At 72.5% G+C, this 14,418-nt stretch carries 18 protein-coding genes; 11 read left to right on the top strand and 7 right to left on the bottom strand.

Going from position 1 to position 14,418, the window contains the following annotated elements:
- Positions 1 to 5: 5 nt before the first annotated feature.
- From dapD to VGX25_RS21210, 3 genes are read right to left on the bottom strand one after another with little or no spacing between them, the layout of a single operon-like run.
- Positions 6 to 992 (bottom strand): 2,3,4,5-tetrahydropyridine-2,6-dicarboxylate N-succinyltransferase, encoded by a 987-nt coding sequence (gene dapD / locus VGX25_RS21220; RefSeq protein ID WP_326919595.1) that lies wholly within the window; start codon positions 990 to 992, stop codon positions 6 to 8.
- 15 nt (positions 993 to 1,007) lie between these two features.
- Entirely contained in the window at positions 1,008 to 1,430 is a 423-nt protein-coding gene (locus VGX25_RS21215; protein WP_326919594.1) for a PIN domain-containing protein, read from the bottom strand.
- Positions 1,427 to 1,720, bottom strand: a complete 294-nt coding sequence (locus VGX25_RS21210; protein ID WP_326919593.1) for a DUF6364 family protein — start codon at positions 1,718 to 1,720, stop codon at positions 1,427 to 1,429. The genes VGX25_RS21215 and VGX25_RS21210 overlap by 4 nt, the downstream gene beginning before the upstream one ends.
- A 57-nt stretch (positions 1,721 to 1,777) precedes the next feature.
- Here VGX25_RS21210 and dapE point away from each other — a divergent pair, with 57 nt between their 5' ends.
- The 7 genes from dapE (at position 1,778) to VGX25_RS21175 (ending at position 7,131) form a co-directional block, all read left to right on the top strand.
- Complete coding sequence (gene dapE / locus VGX25_RS21205; protein WP_326919592.1) at positions 1,778 to 2,866, top strand: succinyl-diaminopimelate desuccinylase; 1,089 nt, start codon at positions 1,778 to 1,780, stop codon at positions 2,864 to 2,866.
- 10 nt (positions 2,867 to 2,876) lie between these two features.
- Positions 2,877 to 3,653 carry a TIGR00730 family Rossman fold protein gene (locus tag VGX25_RS21200; RefSeq protein WP_326919591.1) on the top strand — a complete coding sequence of 259 codons (777 nt, stop codon included), beginning with the start codon at positions 2,877 to 2,879 and terminating at the stop codon, positions 3,651 to 3,653.
- On the top strand, positions 3,635 to 4,204 hold the full coding sequence (locus VGX25_RS21195) for a TIGR00730 family Rossman fold protein (protein ID WP_326919590.1): 570 nt from the start codon (positions 3,635 to 3,637) through the stop codon (positions 4,202 to 4,204). Before VGX25_RS21200 ends, VGX25_RS21195 begins: the two co-directional genes overlap by 19 nt.
- Before the next feature lie 20 nt (positions 4,205 to 4,224).
- Positions 4,225 to 5,094 carry a dihydropteroate synthase gene (gene folP / locus VGX25_RS21190; protein ID WP_414635896.1) on the top strand — a complete coding sequence of 290 codons (870 nt, stop codon included), beginning with the start codon at positions 4,225 to 4,227 and terminating at the stop codon, positions 5,092 to 5,094.
- Positions 5,095 to 5,320: 226 nt separating this feature from the next.
- A complete protein-coding gene (locus VGX25_RS21185) occupies positions 5,321 to 6,232 on the top strand; it encodes a glucosyl-3-phosphoglycerate synthase (protein ID WP_326919589.1) in 912 nt (303 codons plus the stop codon).
- 12 nt (positions 6,233 to 6,244) lie between these two features.
- On the top strand, positions 6,245 to 6,580 hold the full coding sequence (locus tag VGX25_RS21180; protein WP_326919588.1) for a DivIVA domain-containing protein: 336 nt from the start codon (positions 6,245 to 6,247) through the stop codon (positions 6,578 to 6,580).
- Positions 6,577 to 7,131, top strand: a complete 555-nt coding sequence (locus VGX25_RS21175; RefSeq protein WP_326919587.1) for a DNA-3-methyladenine glycosylase I — start codon at positions 6,577 to 6,579, stop codon at positions 7,129 to 7,131. Before VGX25_RS21180 ends, VGX25_RS21175 begins: the two co-directional genes overlap by 4 nt.
- On the opposite strand, the gene VGX25_RS21170 is transcribed toward VGX25_RS21175, so the two are convergent.
- Positions 7,118 to 7,912: an enoyl-CoA hydratase-related protein gene (locus VGX25_RS21170; protein ID WP_326919586.1), complete on the bottom strand. Its 795-nt coding sequence runs from the start codon at positions 7,910 to 7,912 to the stop codon at positions 7,118 to 7,120. The genes VGX25_RS21175 and VGX25_RS21170 overlap by 14 nt on opposite strands.
- A gap of 23 nt (positions 7,913 to 7,935) precedes the next feature.
- Entirely contained in the window at positions 7,936 to 8,736 is an 801-nt protein-coding gene (locus VGX25_RS21165) for a PaaX family transcriptional regulator C-terminal domain-containing protein (RefSeq protein WP_326919585.1), read from the bottom strand.
- A 173-nt stretch (positions 8,737 to 8,909) separates the two neighbouring features.
- Here VGX25_RS21165 and VGX25_RS21160 point away from each other — a divergent pair, with 173 nt between their 5' ends.
- A complete protein-coding gene (locus VGX25_RS21160; RefSeq protein WP_012783412.1) occupies positions 8,910 to 9,077 on the top strand; it encodes a DUF3117 domain-containing protein in 168 nt (55 codons plus the stop codon).
- Positions 9,078 to 9,203: 126 nt separating this feature from the next.
- Positions 9,204 to 10,724, top strand: coding sequence for a M17 family metallopeptidase (locus VGX25_RS21155; RefSeq protein WP_326919584.1), 1,521 nt, complete (start codon positions 9,204 to 9,206; stop codon positions 10,722 to 10,724).
- Here the strand turns inward: VGX25_RS21155 and glgA are convergent.
- Complete coding sequence (gene glgA, locus VGX25_RS21150) at positions 10,703 to 11,857, bottom strand: glycogen synthase (RefSeq protein WP_326919583.1); 1,155 nt, start codon at positions 11,855 to 11,857, stop codon at positions 10,703 to 10,705. The two genes, VGX25_RS21155 and glgA, sit on opposite strands and share 22 nt — an antisense overlap.
- An 85-nt stretch (positions 11,858 to 11,942) precedes the next feature.
- Here glgA and glgC point away from each other — a divergent pair, with 85 nt between their 5' ends.
- Both glgC and VGX25_RS21140 read left to right on the top strand, forming a co-directional pair.
- Complete coding sequence (glgC, locus tag VGX25_RS21145; protein ID WP_326919582.1) at positions 11,943 to 13,172, top strand: glucose-1-phosphate adenylyltransferase; 1,230 nt, start codon at positions 11,943 to 11,945, stop codon at positions 13,170 to 13,172.
- The gene (locus tag VGX25_RS21140) at positions 13,162 to 13,446 is read left to right on the top strand and encodes a hypothetical protein (RefSeq protein ID WP_326919581.1); all 285 of its coding nucleotides are present in this window, start codon (positions 13,162 to 13,164) and stop codon (positions 13,444 to 13,446) included. The genes glgC and VGX25_RS21140 overlap by 11 nt, the downstream gene beginning before the upstream one ends.
- Positions 13,447 to 13,552: 106 nt before the next feature.
- Here VGX25_RS21140 and VGX25_RS21135 read toward each other — a convergent pair whose 3' ends face one another.
- Positions 13,553 to 14,122, bottom strand: a complete 570-nt coding sequence (locus tag VGX25_RS21135) for an O-methyltransferase (protein ID WP_326919620.1) — start codon at positions 14,120 to 14,122, stop codon at positions 13,553 to 13,555.
- Positions 14,123 to 14,418 lie beyond the last annotated feature (296 nt).

Below are 14,418 nucleotides of genomic sequence, written 5' to 3'. Positions count from 1 at the left end.
GCGTGTCAGTCGTTGGCGTGCAGCACGGCGTTGAGCTCGACGCGCCCGCCGGAGTGCCGCACCACCTCGACCACGCCGGTGGTGGAGTTGCGGCGGAACAGCAGACCGGACTGCCCGGACAGGTCTCGCGCCTTGACGACGTGCCCGTCCGGCAGGGTGACCTTGGTACCGGCCGTCACGTAGAGCCCGGCCTCGACGATGCAGTCGTCGCCGAGCGAGATGCCGAGGCCGGCGTTCGCGCCCACCAGGCAGCCCTTGCCGATCGCGATCGTCTCCCGGCCGCCGCCGGACAGCGTGCCCATGATCGACGCGCCGCCGCCGACGTCGGACCCGTCCCCGACGACCACGCCCGCCGAGATGCGGCCCTCGACCATCGAGGCGCCGAGCGTGCCGGCGTTGAAGTTGACGAACCCCTCGTGCATGACCGTGGTGCCGGCGGCCAGGTGGGCGCCGAGCCGGACCCGGTCGGCGTCGGCGATGCGCACCCCGGACGGCACCACGTAGTCGACCATGCGCGGGATCTTGTCCACCAGCTGCACGGTCACCGGCCCGCTTGCCCGCAGCCGCAGCCGGGTGGCGTCGAATCCCTCGACCGGGCACGGTCCCCGGTTGGTCCAGACCACATTGGCGAGCAGGCCGAAGAGCCCGTCAAGGCTCAGCCCGTGCGGCCGCACCAGCCGGGTGGAGAGCAGGTGCAGGCGCAGGTACACGTCGTAGGCGTCGGCCGGCGGGTCGGACAGCCGGGTGATGCCGGTGCGGACCGGAACCACCTCCACCCCGCGGAGCGGATCCGGCCCGAGCAGGGCGGACACACCGCCCCCGAGCACGTCGACCGCCTCCTGCTCGGCGAGGACCTGGGTGCCGGGCGCCGGCCCGGGACCCAGCGACGGCTTGGGAAACCACGTGTCCAGGACCGTCCCGCCGGGCGTGACGGTGGCCAGCCCGACGCCGTGCGCGCCGGTGGCATCGGGATCGAGAACGCTGCTGCTCACGGCCGCCAAGGTTAGTCAGTTCTCCCCGAACGGATTCCGCACGGTCAGCAGTCCGAACCGCCGCCCGTCCCGCGTGTTCTCGGACAGTAAGGTGGTCGCTCCACTCCGCATCGCACCCTCGATGATCAAAGCGTCCCACCACTCCACGGAATGGAGTTCATCGATCACACTGGCCGACACGATGAGTTGGGGATCGGTGTTCATCGAGCACCATTCGCCATATGCGGCGACCCGCTCCCGCGCCTCTGCTTCGGCCATCGGCTTGGGTCTTTTCCGGGTGACCACCGAGTAGAACTCCTGCAGGACCTGTGTGCTCAGCACACCTGTGCCGGTCCGCCACAACTCCTTGAGGACCGCAACGGCTGTCTCGTGTTTCGGGCCCTCGTCCGGATCATGCGCGTACACGAGCACGTTGGTGTCAACGAAGGTCAGGTTCACCGTCGATCCCACTTCTTGAGCCGCTCATCGTTGATCTCCTGTCGGGTCCAGGTGCGCCCCCCGCCACCAAGGCCCTTGGCCTCGTCCATCGCCTTGAACGCCCGCCGCATGGCCTCCTGGTACCGGATCTCCGCCTCGACCATCTCGGCGAGCGTCTGGGTGACCAGCCCGCTGACCGACGTGCCCTTTCGGGCGGCTAACTCCTTGGCCGCCTGGATGATCGCCTCGTCCAGCTGGATGGTGAGGTTGCGCTTGCGGCCGCTGCGCTCGAGCCCGACTGACTTCGCCATGACCACAGTTTGGTCACGTGGTCCACGTGAATCCCACGTAACCGTAGGGTACGGCGTGTGGCCGCCACCCTGGACCTTGCCGGCGATCCCGTCGACCTGACCACCGCGCTCGTGAACGTCCCGAGCGTCTCAGGAACCGAGGCGGAGCTGGCCGAAGCCGTCGAGTCGGCGCTGCGCGAGCAGGCCGGGCATCTCGAGATCATCCGGTCGGGCAACGCCGTGCTGGCCCGCACCCGTCTCGGCCGGCCGTCAAGGGTCGTGCTCGCCGGGCACCTGGATACCGTGCCCATCAACGGAAACCTGCCGGCCAAGCGCACCGGGGAGGGCGACGACGAGATCCTGCACGGCTGCGGATCCGTCGACATGAAGGGCGGCGACGCCGTGCTGCTGCACCTCGCCGCCACGGTGACCGCGCCGACGCACGACCTGACCTTCGTGTTCTACGACTGCGAGGAGCTCGACGCCGTCCGCAACGGGCTCGGCCGGATCGAGCGCGAGCTGCCCGAGTGGCTGGCCGGCGACCTGGCGGTCGTGTGCGAGCCGTCCAACGGGGTCATCGAGGCGGGCTGCCAGGGCACGATGCGCGTCGAGCTGCGCACCACCGGGAAGCGGGCGCACACCGCGCGGGCCTGGATGGGGATCAACGCGATCCACGCCCTCGGCGGGGCCCTGCTCCGGCTGCAGGAGTACCAGGCGCGCACCGTCGAGATCGACGGGTGCCTGTACCGGGAGGGGCTGCAGGCGGTCGGCGTCTCCGGCGGGGTCCAGGGAAACGTCGTGCCGGACGAGGCGGTGCTCGCGGTCAACTACCGGTTCGCCCCGGACCGCTCCGCCGAGCAGGCCGAGGAGCACCTGCGCCAGGTGTTCGCCGGCTACGCGCTGACCGTGGTGGATCTGGCGGTCGGGGCGATGCCGGGGCTGTCCGCGCCGGCCGCCCAGCAGCTCGTCGCGGCCGCGGGCGGCCCGCCGATGGCCAAGCTGGGCTGGACCGACGTGGCCCGGTTCGCCGCCGCCGGCCTGCCAGCGGTGAACTTCGGCCCCGGCGACCCGACCCTGGCGCACACCAGGGAGGAGCACGTCCCGGTGGCCCAGATCCGCCGGTGCGCGGACGTGCTCAGCCGGTTCCTGTCCGGCGGGTCCCCATAGACTCCCCCGGGTGACGATCCAGGAGATCCCGGAGGACGAGGAGCACCCGCGCGAGAAGCAGCGCGGACCGGTGGTGCTGCGCCGGGCGAGGCGGGCCGAGCCGACAACGACCGACCAGCGGTTGCTCGACTCACGCGGGCCGACCGACTGGGTGCACACCGACCCGTGGCGGGTGCTGCGCATCCAGGCGGAGTTCGTCGAGGGGTTCGGCGCGCTGGCCGAGGTGCCGCGGGCGGTCACCGTGTTCGGGTCCGCCCGGACCCCGCGCGACCACCCGGAGTACCAGCTGGGCCGGCAGATCGGGGCGGCGCTCGCGCACGCCGGCTTCGCGGCGATCACCGGCGGCGGACCCGGGTCGATGGAGGCGGTCAACCGCGGCTGCTCGGAGGCCGGCGGGCTGTCCATCGGGCTGGGCATCGAGCTGCCGTTCGAGCAGGGCCTGAACCCGTGGGTCGACCTCGGCGTGAACTTCCGCTACTTCTTCACCCGCAAGACGATGTTCATCAAGTACGCCCAGGCGTTCATCTGCCTGCCCGGCGGGTTCGGCACGCTGGACGAGCTGTTCGAGGCGCTCACCCTGGTGCAGACCAAGAAGGTCACCAAGTTCCCGGTTGTCCTGTTTGGACGGTCGTACTGGGGCGGGCTGCACTCCTGGGTCCGCGACACCGTCTACGCCCAGGGCAAGATCGGCGAGCGGGACTTCGCGCTGCTGCACGTGACCGACGACATCGACGACGCCGTGCAGGTCGTCGAGGACGCCTACCGCGCATGGAGCGAGACCCATTGAGTGCGCGTCGTTGGGCCGTGTGTGTCTACTGTGGATCGAAAGCGGCGGTGCCCGGCCCGTACCTCGACCTGGCCGCCAAGGTGGGCGCCGGGATCGCGGCGCGCGGCTGGGGCCTGGTGTGGGGCGGGTCGCGGGTGTCGATGATGGGCGCGGTGGCCCAGGCCGCGCGGCTGGGCGGCGCGCCGACGACCGGGGTGATCCCGCGGGACCTGATGGACCGCGAGTTCGCCGACCCGGATGCCGACCCGCTGCTCGTGGTGGAGACCATGCGCGAGCGCAAGGCGTTGATGGACCGGCACGCCGACGCCTTCCTCGCGCTGCCGGGCGGGCTGGGCACCTGCGAGGAGCTGTTCGAGGTCTGGACCGCACGCTACCTGCGGATGCACGCCAAGCCGGTGGTGCTGCTGGACCCGGACGGGCACTGGGCCGGGCTGATCAGCTGGGTGCACGAGCTGCGGGACAAGGGGTTCGCCTCCGACGCCGCGCTCGACGCGCTGGTCGTCACGGCCTCGGTGGACGAGGCGCTGACCGCGTGCGGGCCCGTTTGCTGAGGTCATGGCACCATCGGGGCGTGCACACGCTCCGGTTCGGACAGCGCGCGGCGACGGCGGACCGCGCCCTGGTGATGGCGATCGTCAACCGCACGCGGGATTCCTTCTACGACCGCGGCGCCACCTTCGACGACCAGGCCGCGATGGCCGCCGTCGACCGGGTGGTGGCCGAGGGCGCCGACATCGTCGACGTCGGCGGGGTGAAGGCGGGCTCGCACGGCGAGGTGGTCGACGTCTGGGAGGAGACCAGGCGGGTCGTGCCGTTCGTCGCCGCGATCCGCCAACGCCACCCCGACGTGGTGATCAGCGTGGACACCTGGCGGCACGAGGTGGCCGAGCGGGCCTGCCGGGCGGGCGCAGACCTGATCAACGACACCTGGGCCGGCGCCGATCCCGACCTGATCAAGGTGGCCGCCGAGTACGGGGTCGGCATCGTCTGCTCGCACACCGGCGGGGTCCGGCCGCGCACCGACCCGCACCGGGTGCGCTATCTCGACGTGGTCGCCGAGGTGGCCGCCGAGCTGGTCGAGCGCGCCGAGCACGCGGTCTCGATCGGGGTGCCGGCGCATGGCGTGCTGATCGACCCGACGCACGACTTCGGCAAGAACACCTGGCACGGCCTTGAGTTGCTGCGCCGGCTGGACGAGCTGGTCGGCACCGGCTGGCCGGTGCTGATGGCCTTGTCCAACAAGGACTTCGTGGGCGAGACGCTGGGCGCGGAGGTCGACGACCGGCTGGACGGCACGCTGGCCGCGACGTCGGTGGCCGCGTTCGCCGGTGCCCGGGTGTTCCGCGCGCACGAGGTGCGGCAGACCAGGCGGGTCGTCGAGATGGTGGCCAGCATCGCCGGCACCCGCCCGCCGGCCCGCTGCCTGCGGGCGCTGGCATGAAGCTTGCGAAATGCCAGGTGAGGGAGTTGGCCCACCGCGACGAGGGTGAGCGGAGCTTGCGGAGCGAACCAATCGATACTCCAGCGTCTCCGAGGAACGAGGAGACGCCGGCTTGGCCGAGGAACGAGGTCTGCCCGAGGAGCGGTCCGGTGACCGGCTACGCGAAGCGACCCACGACATCGGCCAACATTCCCGAGCTGAAGAGCACTGGCATGAGCGAGGCCTGATGCACCCGGCGGCGCGGGCGTGGTTCGCCGAGCGGACCTGGCAGGACACCGGCTGGACGGTGCCGGAGCTGGTGCTGGCCAAGGGATCCCGCACGGTCAGCGTGGTGCTTCCCGCATTGGACGAGGAGTCGACGGTCGGGCGGGTGGTGGCCTCGGTGCGCCCGCTGCTCGGCTCGCTGGTCGACGAGCTGGTGGTGATCGACTCGGGCTCGACCGACCGGACGATCGAGGTGGCCGCGGCGGCCGGCGCCAGGGTGGTGCGCCGGACCGACGTGCTTGCCGACCTCGATCCGTTGCCCGGCAAGGGCGAGGTGCTGTGGCGATCGCTGGCGGCCACCAGCGGCGACCTGCTGGTGTTCCTCGACTCCGACCTCGTCGACCCGTCCGGGGGCTTCGTGCCGGCGCTGCTCGGGCCGCTGCTCGGCGAGCCCGGCGTGCACCTGGTGAAGGCGTTCTACCGCAGGCCCCTCGGCGGCGAGGAGTCCGGCGGCGGGCGGGTCACCGAGCTGATGGCCCGGCCGCTGCTGTCGGTGCTGCGCCCCGAGCTGTCCGGCGTGATCCAGCCGCTGGCCGGGGAGTGCGCGGCCAGCCGGGAGCTGCTGGAGTCGGTGCCGTTCGCGGCCGGCTACGGGGTGGAGATCGGCCTGCTGCTCGACGCCCACACCATGGTCGGGCTGCCCGGGCTCGCGCAGGTCAACCTGGGGGTGCGCCAGCACCGCAACCGGCGGCTGGCCGAGCTGGGCCGGATGGCGCGCGAGATCCTGGGCACGGCTCTGGCCCGGTGCGGCATCGACGCGGCCAGCGCCGGCGAGCTCACCCAGTTCGTCCAGGTCGACGCCGAGTGGCTGCCGGACACCACCGCCGTGCGCGCCGCCGACCGGCCGCCGATGCGCAGTGTCGTAGGGGCGTGACACGATCGTGCCGTGACCACCGCGCTCTGGTATCTCGTCGTGATGGTGCTCGTCGCCGCCGTGGTGTTCCTGCTTGCCTCCGTGCTGTTCGGCCGCGGCGAGGAGCTGCCGGCGCTGCCGCCGGGCGCCTCGCCGACCAGGCTGCCCGAGCACGGCGTGACCGCCGAGGACCTGCGGGACGTCCGGTTCCAGCTGGTCGTGCGCGGCTACAAGATGTCCGAAGTGGACTGGGTGCTGCAGCGGGTCGGCGGTGAGCTGGACGAGTTGCGCGCGCGGGTCGCCGAGCTGGAGGCCCAGCTGGCCGCGGCGGGCACGCCCGCCGAGTCCGCCGAGCCCGAGCCGCGATGACCCGCGAGCGCTGCGCATGGGCCAACTCCACGCCGGACTACGTGACGTACCACGACGAGGAGTGGGGGGTCCCGCTGCACGGTGACACGGCCCTGTTCGAGCGGCTGTCCCTCGAGGCGTTCCAGTCCGGCCTGTCCTGGATCACGATCCTGCGCAAGCGGGAGGGCTTCCGCCGCGCCTTCGCCGGCTTCGATCCGGCGCGGGTGGCCGCGTTCGGCCCCGGGGACGTGGCCAGACTGATGGCCGACGCGTCCATCGTGCGCAACCGAGCCAAGATCGACGCGGCCATCCGCAACGCAAGGGCCGTCCTCGACCTGGACGTCCCGCTCGACGAGCTGCTCTGGTCGTTCGCACCCGACCCCGGCGGCCGCCCCCGCCCGAGGACCCTCGACGAGGTGCCGGCCGTGACACCCGAGTCCACGGCCATGGCCAAGGAGCTCAAGCGCCGCGGGTTCGTCTTCGTCGGCCCGACCACCTGCTACGCCATGATGCAGGCCACCGGCATGGTCGACGACCACGTGGTCGGCTGCTGGCGGGCTACCGCCCGGTGAACGCGGGCGTGCGCTTGGCCACGAAGGCGTCGACGGCCTCGGTGTGGTCGGTGGTCGCGCCCGCCTCGGCCTGGGTGCGCGCCTCGGTGGCCAGCGCGTCGTCCAGCGCGCCGGCGGCCCCGGCGAGCAGCGCCTCCTTGATCTTCGCGTAGGCCGTTGTCGGGCCGGCGGCCATGCGCCCGGCCAGCTCCTGGGCGGCCGGCAGCGCCTGGCCATCCGGAACCACCTGGGTGACCATGCCGATGGCCAGCGCCTGCTCGGCGGCGACCGGCTGGGCGAGCAGCATCATCTCCATCGCCCGGCCGTAGCCGATCAGCCTCGGCAGCGTCCAGGACGCGCCGGAGTCGGCGGTCAGCCCCACGTTGGCGAACGCCATCAGGAACTTCGCCGACGCGGCCGCGATCCGCAGGTCGCACGCGTAGGCCAGGGACGCCCCGGCGCCGGCGGCCATCCCGTTCACCGCGGCGATCACCGGCTTGGGCATCCCGGTGACCGTGGCGATGATCGGGTTGTAGTGCTCGGTGACCGTGCTCAGCGGCGCCGGGTCGCCGGCGCGCAGCAGCGCCACGTGCTCCTTGAGATCCTGGCCGGCGCAGAACGCCCGGCCGGCGCCGGTCAGCACAACCGCCCGCACCGTGTCGTCGGCCGCCGCCTCCCGCAGCGCCGCCAGCAGCCGCTCCTTGAGTTCCAGGGTCAGCGAGTTGAACGCGTCCGGCCGGTTCAGCGTCAGGGTGCGGACGCCGGCGGCGTCGGAGATCAACAACGGCGCGTCGGTCGACAAGGTCTCTTCCTTCGGTCGCGGGGCTATGCGGTTGACCTGGTCCGGCGATGATGGTCAAGGCAACGGTCGAGGAACTCCTCGGCGGCCGGGGCCAGCCGCGCGGTGTGCCGGTCGAAGAACTCCGCGGCCACCGTTCCCGGCCAGCCGTCCGGCAGCAGCTCCGCCGGCAGCCCAGGGTCGCGGAACAGGAACCGCCGCCAGGCGTGCAGCAGCAGCTGCGACTCGGCGAACGCCAGCGGGGGCGACGAGCCGTCCACAGCCGACACCCGGGACTCCCACTCGGTGACGAACGCGGCGTAGTCCCGGCCGAGCGCGTCGAGGTCCCACGCCTTGGCGGCAAGCGCAGCATCCTCGCCGGCGTGCTCGCCGTGGAACACGCTGGCGGCCAGCCCGTCGGCGGCGAGCACCTCGGCCAGCTCCGGCGACGGCCGCGGCGCCACCCAGGTGGTCGGGCCGAGCGGGCCGTAGCCGAGCAGCCGCAGCGACGAGTCCAGCCGCTCCCGCGCACCGCGGGTGGGCAGCTCCTCGAGCGCCACCACGTGCCACCGTCCGTCCCATGTGGACGGTCGGGTGCGGTAGATCCGGGCGGCCGCCTCGTCGAGGCGCCGCTCGGCGCGCTTGGTCAGCGCGTAGCCGGGGCCCTCGGCCAGCCGGACCGGTGCGAGCCAGCCCTGCCGGACCATCCGGGAGACGGCCGTGCGGATCGCCGGGGCGCCGAAGCCGAGCGGCTCGAGCAACCGGACCAGCGCGGCGATGGCGGCCGAGCCACCTCGTGCCCTGAGGTAGCCGCCGTACACATCGAACAGCGCCGAACGAGCTCGCACGACGCTCCAGTCTGTCAGTTGGCCGCCGCCGTCCGCCACCTCATAGCGGCACGTCACGCGACACGCGTTGATCGGCTCGATTTCACCGCCGAGACCGGATGGGGGAGAATGACCTGGGCTCTGGGCGGGTGACCCCGGCCGGAGTGGGAGGAAACTCACGGAGGGAGCACGCTATGGCGGCCATGAAGCCCCGGACCGGTGACGGTCCCCTCGAGGTGACGAAGGAGGGTCGGGGCATCGTGATGCGCGTACCTCTGGAGGGCGGTGGGCGCCTCGTGGTCGAGATGTCGGCGGACGAGGCCAACGCTCTGGGTGACGCGCTCAAGGCCGCCGCGGGCTGACGGGAGCCGCCGACGCCCCGCATGACGTAAGAAGGTCGCTGCCCCGGTCCGCGTTGCCGTAGCGTTCCCGCCTGCGCACGGTCCAACCCGGAGACCGGGGCAGCGCTTATTGCCTGGAGGACTGCCGTGCCGACCCCCCTGCCCACCGTGCCGACCGCGTTACCGGAGGTCGAGGTGGTTGCCGCGGCCCGCGGCGCCGGACCGGTCGCCGTGGTCAGCCGCTCGATCGACGGCGGCGCCCCGCGGCTGGGCCCCGGTGGCGAGGGCATCACCGAGGAGTGGATCCGCGCGGTCGGCCTGACCGGCAGGGCCGGCGAGGTCCACAGTGGACCGTTCGGCTGGGCGGTCGGCATCGGCGACGGCGCGCCGGCCAGATGGCGCACCGCGGGTGCCGCCCTGACCCGCGCGGTCAACGCGCGCCTCGCGGCCGACTCCGACTCCGGCCGGCGCGTCGAGCGCACCCTTCGGCTGCGGCTCCCCGAAGACGCCGGCCCGGACGAGATCACCGAGCTGGTCCGCGGGCTGCGCCTCGGCGGCTACGACTACAAGGTCGTCTCCACCCCGGCGAAACCGGCGCTGCGCACGATCCGCCTGATCGCCGGCGAGCCCGGCCGGCAGGCCGAGCTGGGCGCGGCCGCCCGCCGCTCCGCCGCGCTGGCCGAGGCCACCGCCCTCACCCGCGACCTGGCCAACACCCCCTCCAACATCAAGGACCCGGCCTGGCTGGCCCGCACCGCGGCGAGGGTCGCCGCCGGCGTGCCGAGCCTGCGGGTCGACGTGCGCGACGAGCACTGGCTCGCCGAGCACGGCTTCGGCGGCGTGCTCGCGGTGGGCTCCGGCTCAAGCCGCCCGCCCCGCCTGATCGAGCTGGCCTGGCACCCGCGCGGCGCCCGCACCCACCTGGTCCTGGTCGGCAAGGGCATCACGTTCGACACCGGCGGCATCTCCGTCAAGCACGCCGACGGCATGCACGTGATGCGCACCGACATGGCCGGCGGCGCCGCGGTGATCGCCGCCCTGCACGCCGTCGCCCGCCTCGGCATCGGACTGCGCGTCACCGGCCTGGTGCCGTGCGCCGAGAACCACATGTCCGGCTCCGCCTACCGGCCGGGCGACGTCGTGCGCCACTACGGCGGCCGCACCACCGAGGTCACCAACACCGACGCCGAGGGCCGGATGGTGCTCGCCGACTCCCTCGCCTACGCCCGCGCCCGGCTGCACCCGGACCTGATCGTCGACGTCGCCACCCTCACCGGCCACATGAAGGTCTCCCTCGGCCTGCGCACCGGCGGCCTGTTCGCCTCCTCCGACACCCTCGCCGACCGCGTCCTGTCGGCCGGCGAGCGGGCCGGCGAGTCCTGGTGGCGCATGCCGCTGCCGGCCGACGTCGACACCCTGGCCGCCGAGCTGTCCGACGCCGTGCGCAGCGACATCGCCGACGTCCGCCAGTGCCCGCCGGGCCCGGGCAGCATCACCGCCGCCGCGTTCCTGCACACCTTCGCCACCGGCTGCCCGTGGGCCCACCTCGACATCGCCGGCCCCGCAAGGGCCGACAAGCCCTACGACGACATCACCCCGGGCGCGACCGGATTCGCCACCCGCACGCTCATCGAGCTGGCCACCTCCTACGCCAGCACCGACCGATAGACCCGCACGGTCTGCTCGGCCGCGGTCGACCAGGAGAACTCCCGTTGCGCGCGGGACCGGCCGGCGGCGCCCATCGCGCGGGCCCGCTCGGGGTCGGCGAGCAGGCGGTTGACCGCGGCGGCCAGGCCGTGGCGGTAGGCCTCGATGTCGTGCTCGTCGTAGTGGACCAGCAGCCCGGTCTCCCCGTCCGCCACCACCTCCGGGATCCCGCCGACGTCGGACGCGACCACCGCCGCACCGCACGCCATCGCCTCCAGGTTCACGATGCCGAGCGGCTCGTACACCGACGGGCAGACGAACACGGTGGCATGGCTGAGGATCTGGCGGACGACCTCGGGCGCGAGCATCTCCTGGATCCAGAAGACCCCGCCGCGCGTGTCGGACAGCCGGGCGACCGTCGAGCCGATCTCCGCGGCCAGCTCCGGCGTGTCCGGCTCGCCGGCGCACAGCACGAGCTGCGCCGCGGGATCGAGGTGGTGGGCGGCGGCGACCAGATGGCCGACGCCCTTCTGCCGGGTGATCCGCCCGACGAACACCACGACCGGCCGGCCGAGGTCGATCCCGAGCCGAACCAGCGCGTCGGTCTCGGTCACCGGCCGGTAGAACCCGGTGTCGATGCCGTTGCGCACGACGTGCACCCTTGCCGGGTCCAGCGCCGGGTAGACGTCCAGCACGTCGAGCCGCATGCCGTTGCTCACCGCGATGATCGCGTCGGCCGACTCGTACGCGGTGCGCTCCACCCACACCGACAGCCGGTAGCCGCCGCCGAGCTGCTCGGCCTTCCACGGCCGGCGCGGCTCGAGCGAGTGCGCGGTGATCACGTGCGGGACGCCGTGCAGCAGCCCGGCGAGGTGCCCGGCCAGGTTGGCGTACCAGGTGTGCGAGTGCACGAGATCCACTCCGGCGCATGCCGCGGTGATCGACAGGTCGACCGACAGCGTGCGCAGCGCGGGGTTGGCGTCGGCAAGGCCGGGCGCCACCCGGTGCGCGACCGCGTCCGGGCGGGGTCCGCCGAAGCAGTGCACGTCGACGTCGATGAGCTCCCGCAGCCGGGGGACCAGAAAGCCGACGTGCACGCCGGCCCCGCCGTAGACCTCCGGTGGGTACTCACGCGTCAGCAGCCCGATCCGCACGGCGAAACCATAGGCCTTTCACGGTCCAGCGAGTGTCCAGCGTGAACACTTGGGCAATTCGTACCCCGCGTGGTTAGGGTGACTTGTGCATGGCCAGCCTCATGTGCTCGGAATCGTGCTCGCCGGCGGCGAGGGCAAGCGCCTGTGGCCGCTGACCGCCGACCGCGCCAAGCCGGCCGTTCCGTTCGGCGGGAACTACCGGCTGGTGGACTTCGTGCTGTCCAATCTGGTCAATGCCGGCTTCCACCGGCTGTGCGTGCTGACCCAGTACAAGTCGCATTCGCTTGACCGGCACATCTCCACGACCTGGCGGCTGTCCAGCGTGCTCGGCCAGTACATCACCCCGGTTCCGGCCCAGCAGCGGCTCGGCCCGCGGTGGTACACCGGCAGCGCCGACGCGATCTTCCAGTCGCTCAACCTGGTGCACGACGAGAACCCGGACCACATCGTCGTGTTCGGCGCGGATCACGTGTACCGGATGGACCCGTCGCAGATGCTTGCCCAGCACGTCGACACCGGCGCGGGGGTGACGGTGGCCGGCATCCGGGTGCCGCGCACCGAGGCCAAGGCGTTCGGCTGCATCGACTCCGACGCCAGCGGCAAGATCACCAGGTTCCTGGAGAAGCCGGCCGAGCCGCCGCACGTGCCCGACGACCCGGACGTCACGTTCGCCTCGATGGGCAACTACATCTTCCGCACCGAGGTCCTGCTCGAGGCGCTGCGCCAGGACGCGACCGACCCGGACTCCGTGCACGACATGGGCGGCGACATCATCCCGATGCTGGTCGACGCGGGCGCGGCCGCCGTGTACGACTTCGACGACAACGAGGTGCCGGGCGCGACCGAGCGGGACCGCGGCTACTGGCGGGACGTCGGCACGCTCGACGCGTACTACGACTCGCACATGGACCTTGTCTCCGTGCACCCGGTGTTCAACCTGTACAACCACGCCTGGCCGATCCGCACCGCGACGCCCCCGCTGCCGCCGGCGAAGTTCGTCAACACCGGCCACGCCGTCGAGTCGGTCGTCGGCCCGGGGTCGATCGTGTCCGGGTCCGTCGTGCGCGAGTCGGTGATCAGCGCCAACGTGACGATCGAGGACGGCGCCCTGGTCGAGGGCAGCGTGCTGCTGCCCGGCGTCCGGGTGGGCAAGGGCGCGGTGGTGCGCAGGGCGATCCTGGACAAGAACGTCGTGGTCGACGACGGCGCGCAGATCGGGGTGGACCTCGACGCCGACCGTGAGCGCTACACGGTCAGCGCGGGCGGCGTCGTGGTGCTGGGCAAGGGAGCGAGGGCGCAGGCGAATGGAACCTGAGCGGCCGCGGCCACCGGAGGACCCCTACCGGGCGGTCTGGCACATGACCCCGGTCGGCGGGCCGGAGGGCAAGCCCCGGCGCACCGAGCTGAAGATCATGGCCGGGTTGATCGCCGCGTTGGTGGTGTTCCTCCCGTTCGCGGTCCTTGCCGGCGTGCTGTGGGGCTGGTGGTGGAGCGACGGCGGCTCGACCACCGCCGGGTGGGTGGTCACGCTGCTCGGCCTGGCGGGCGCGTTCTCCATGGGCGCCTTCGTCGCCTCCGACCGGTCGTGAGACTTCTCACCCGGATCCGTCACCTCGCAAGCTCGGTGACGGCGACCCTGCCGCCTCGTCCCTCGGCGGCAGGGCAGTGTTTGATGGTTCGCTCCGCAAGCTCCGCTCACCCGGCCTTGGCCGCCACCAGCATCCCGTCGCCCAGCGGGAGCAGCACGGGCACCAGCCGGTCGTCGTCCCGGACCGCCCTGGTGACCTCGCGCAGCGCCATGGTCTCGGCGTCGCGCCGGGCCGGGTTGGCCACCTGGCCGGACACCAGCACGTTGTCGAACACGATCACCCCGCCGGGCCGCAGCAGCCGCACGCCCTGCTGGTGGTAGCCGGGGTACTCCGGCCGCGCGGCGTCGGCGAACAGCAGGTCGTAGGCCTCGTCGGTGAGCCGGGGCAGCACGTCGAGCGCCCGGCCCATGATCAACCGAGTGCGGCCGGAGCCGAACCCGGCGTCGGCGAACGCCCGCCGCGCGGCGCTCTGGTGCTCCGGCTCCACGTCGATGGAGGTGAGCACGCCGTCGGGCAGCATGCCGCGCAGCAGGTACAGCCCGCTCACCCCGGCGCCCGTGCCGATCTCCACCACCGCCTTGGCCCGCAGCGCCGCGGCCAGGAACTGCAGTACCGCGCCGCTGCTCGGACCGATGGGCGGACACCCGAGGTCGACGCCGCGGGCGCGCGCGGACATCAGCGCGTCGTCCTCGGCGAGGTAACCCTCGACGTACTCGCGCAGCGCGGTCGCCGAGTCGCTCGTCGGCGTATCGGGCGTCACGGCCTGTGAGATTAGCGTTCAACCCGCCGAAATCGGGTGAAGCCCCACGGTAAGCCGCGTTCGCTCGATTCTCAGGGGGCTCTCAGGCGCCTCTCACTAATGTCATACCCGGGACATCGATGATCACTGTCGTTGGCTAGGGATGGCTAGGGGACGTCGGGGTAGGGGAAACAAATTGAGTACGGCGCGCGTTGACTCGGGCAAGGAACGGT

Origin of the sequence: Actinophytocola sp., from assembly GCF_035942955.1 — a bacterium.
Lineage (GTDB): Bacteria > Actinomycetota > Actinomycetes > Mycobacteriales > Pseudonocardiaceae > DASYTH01.
Note: the sequence above shows the minus strand (reverse complement) of the source record. Positions and strands in the feature narration are given on the sequence as shown.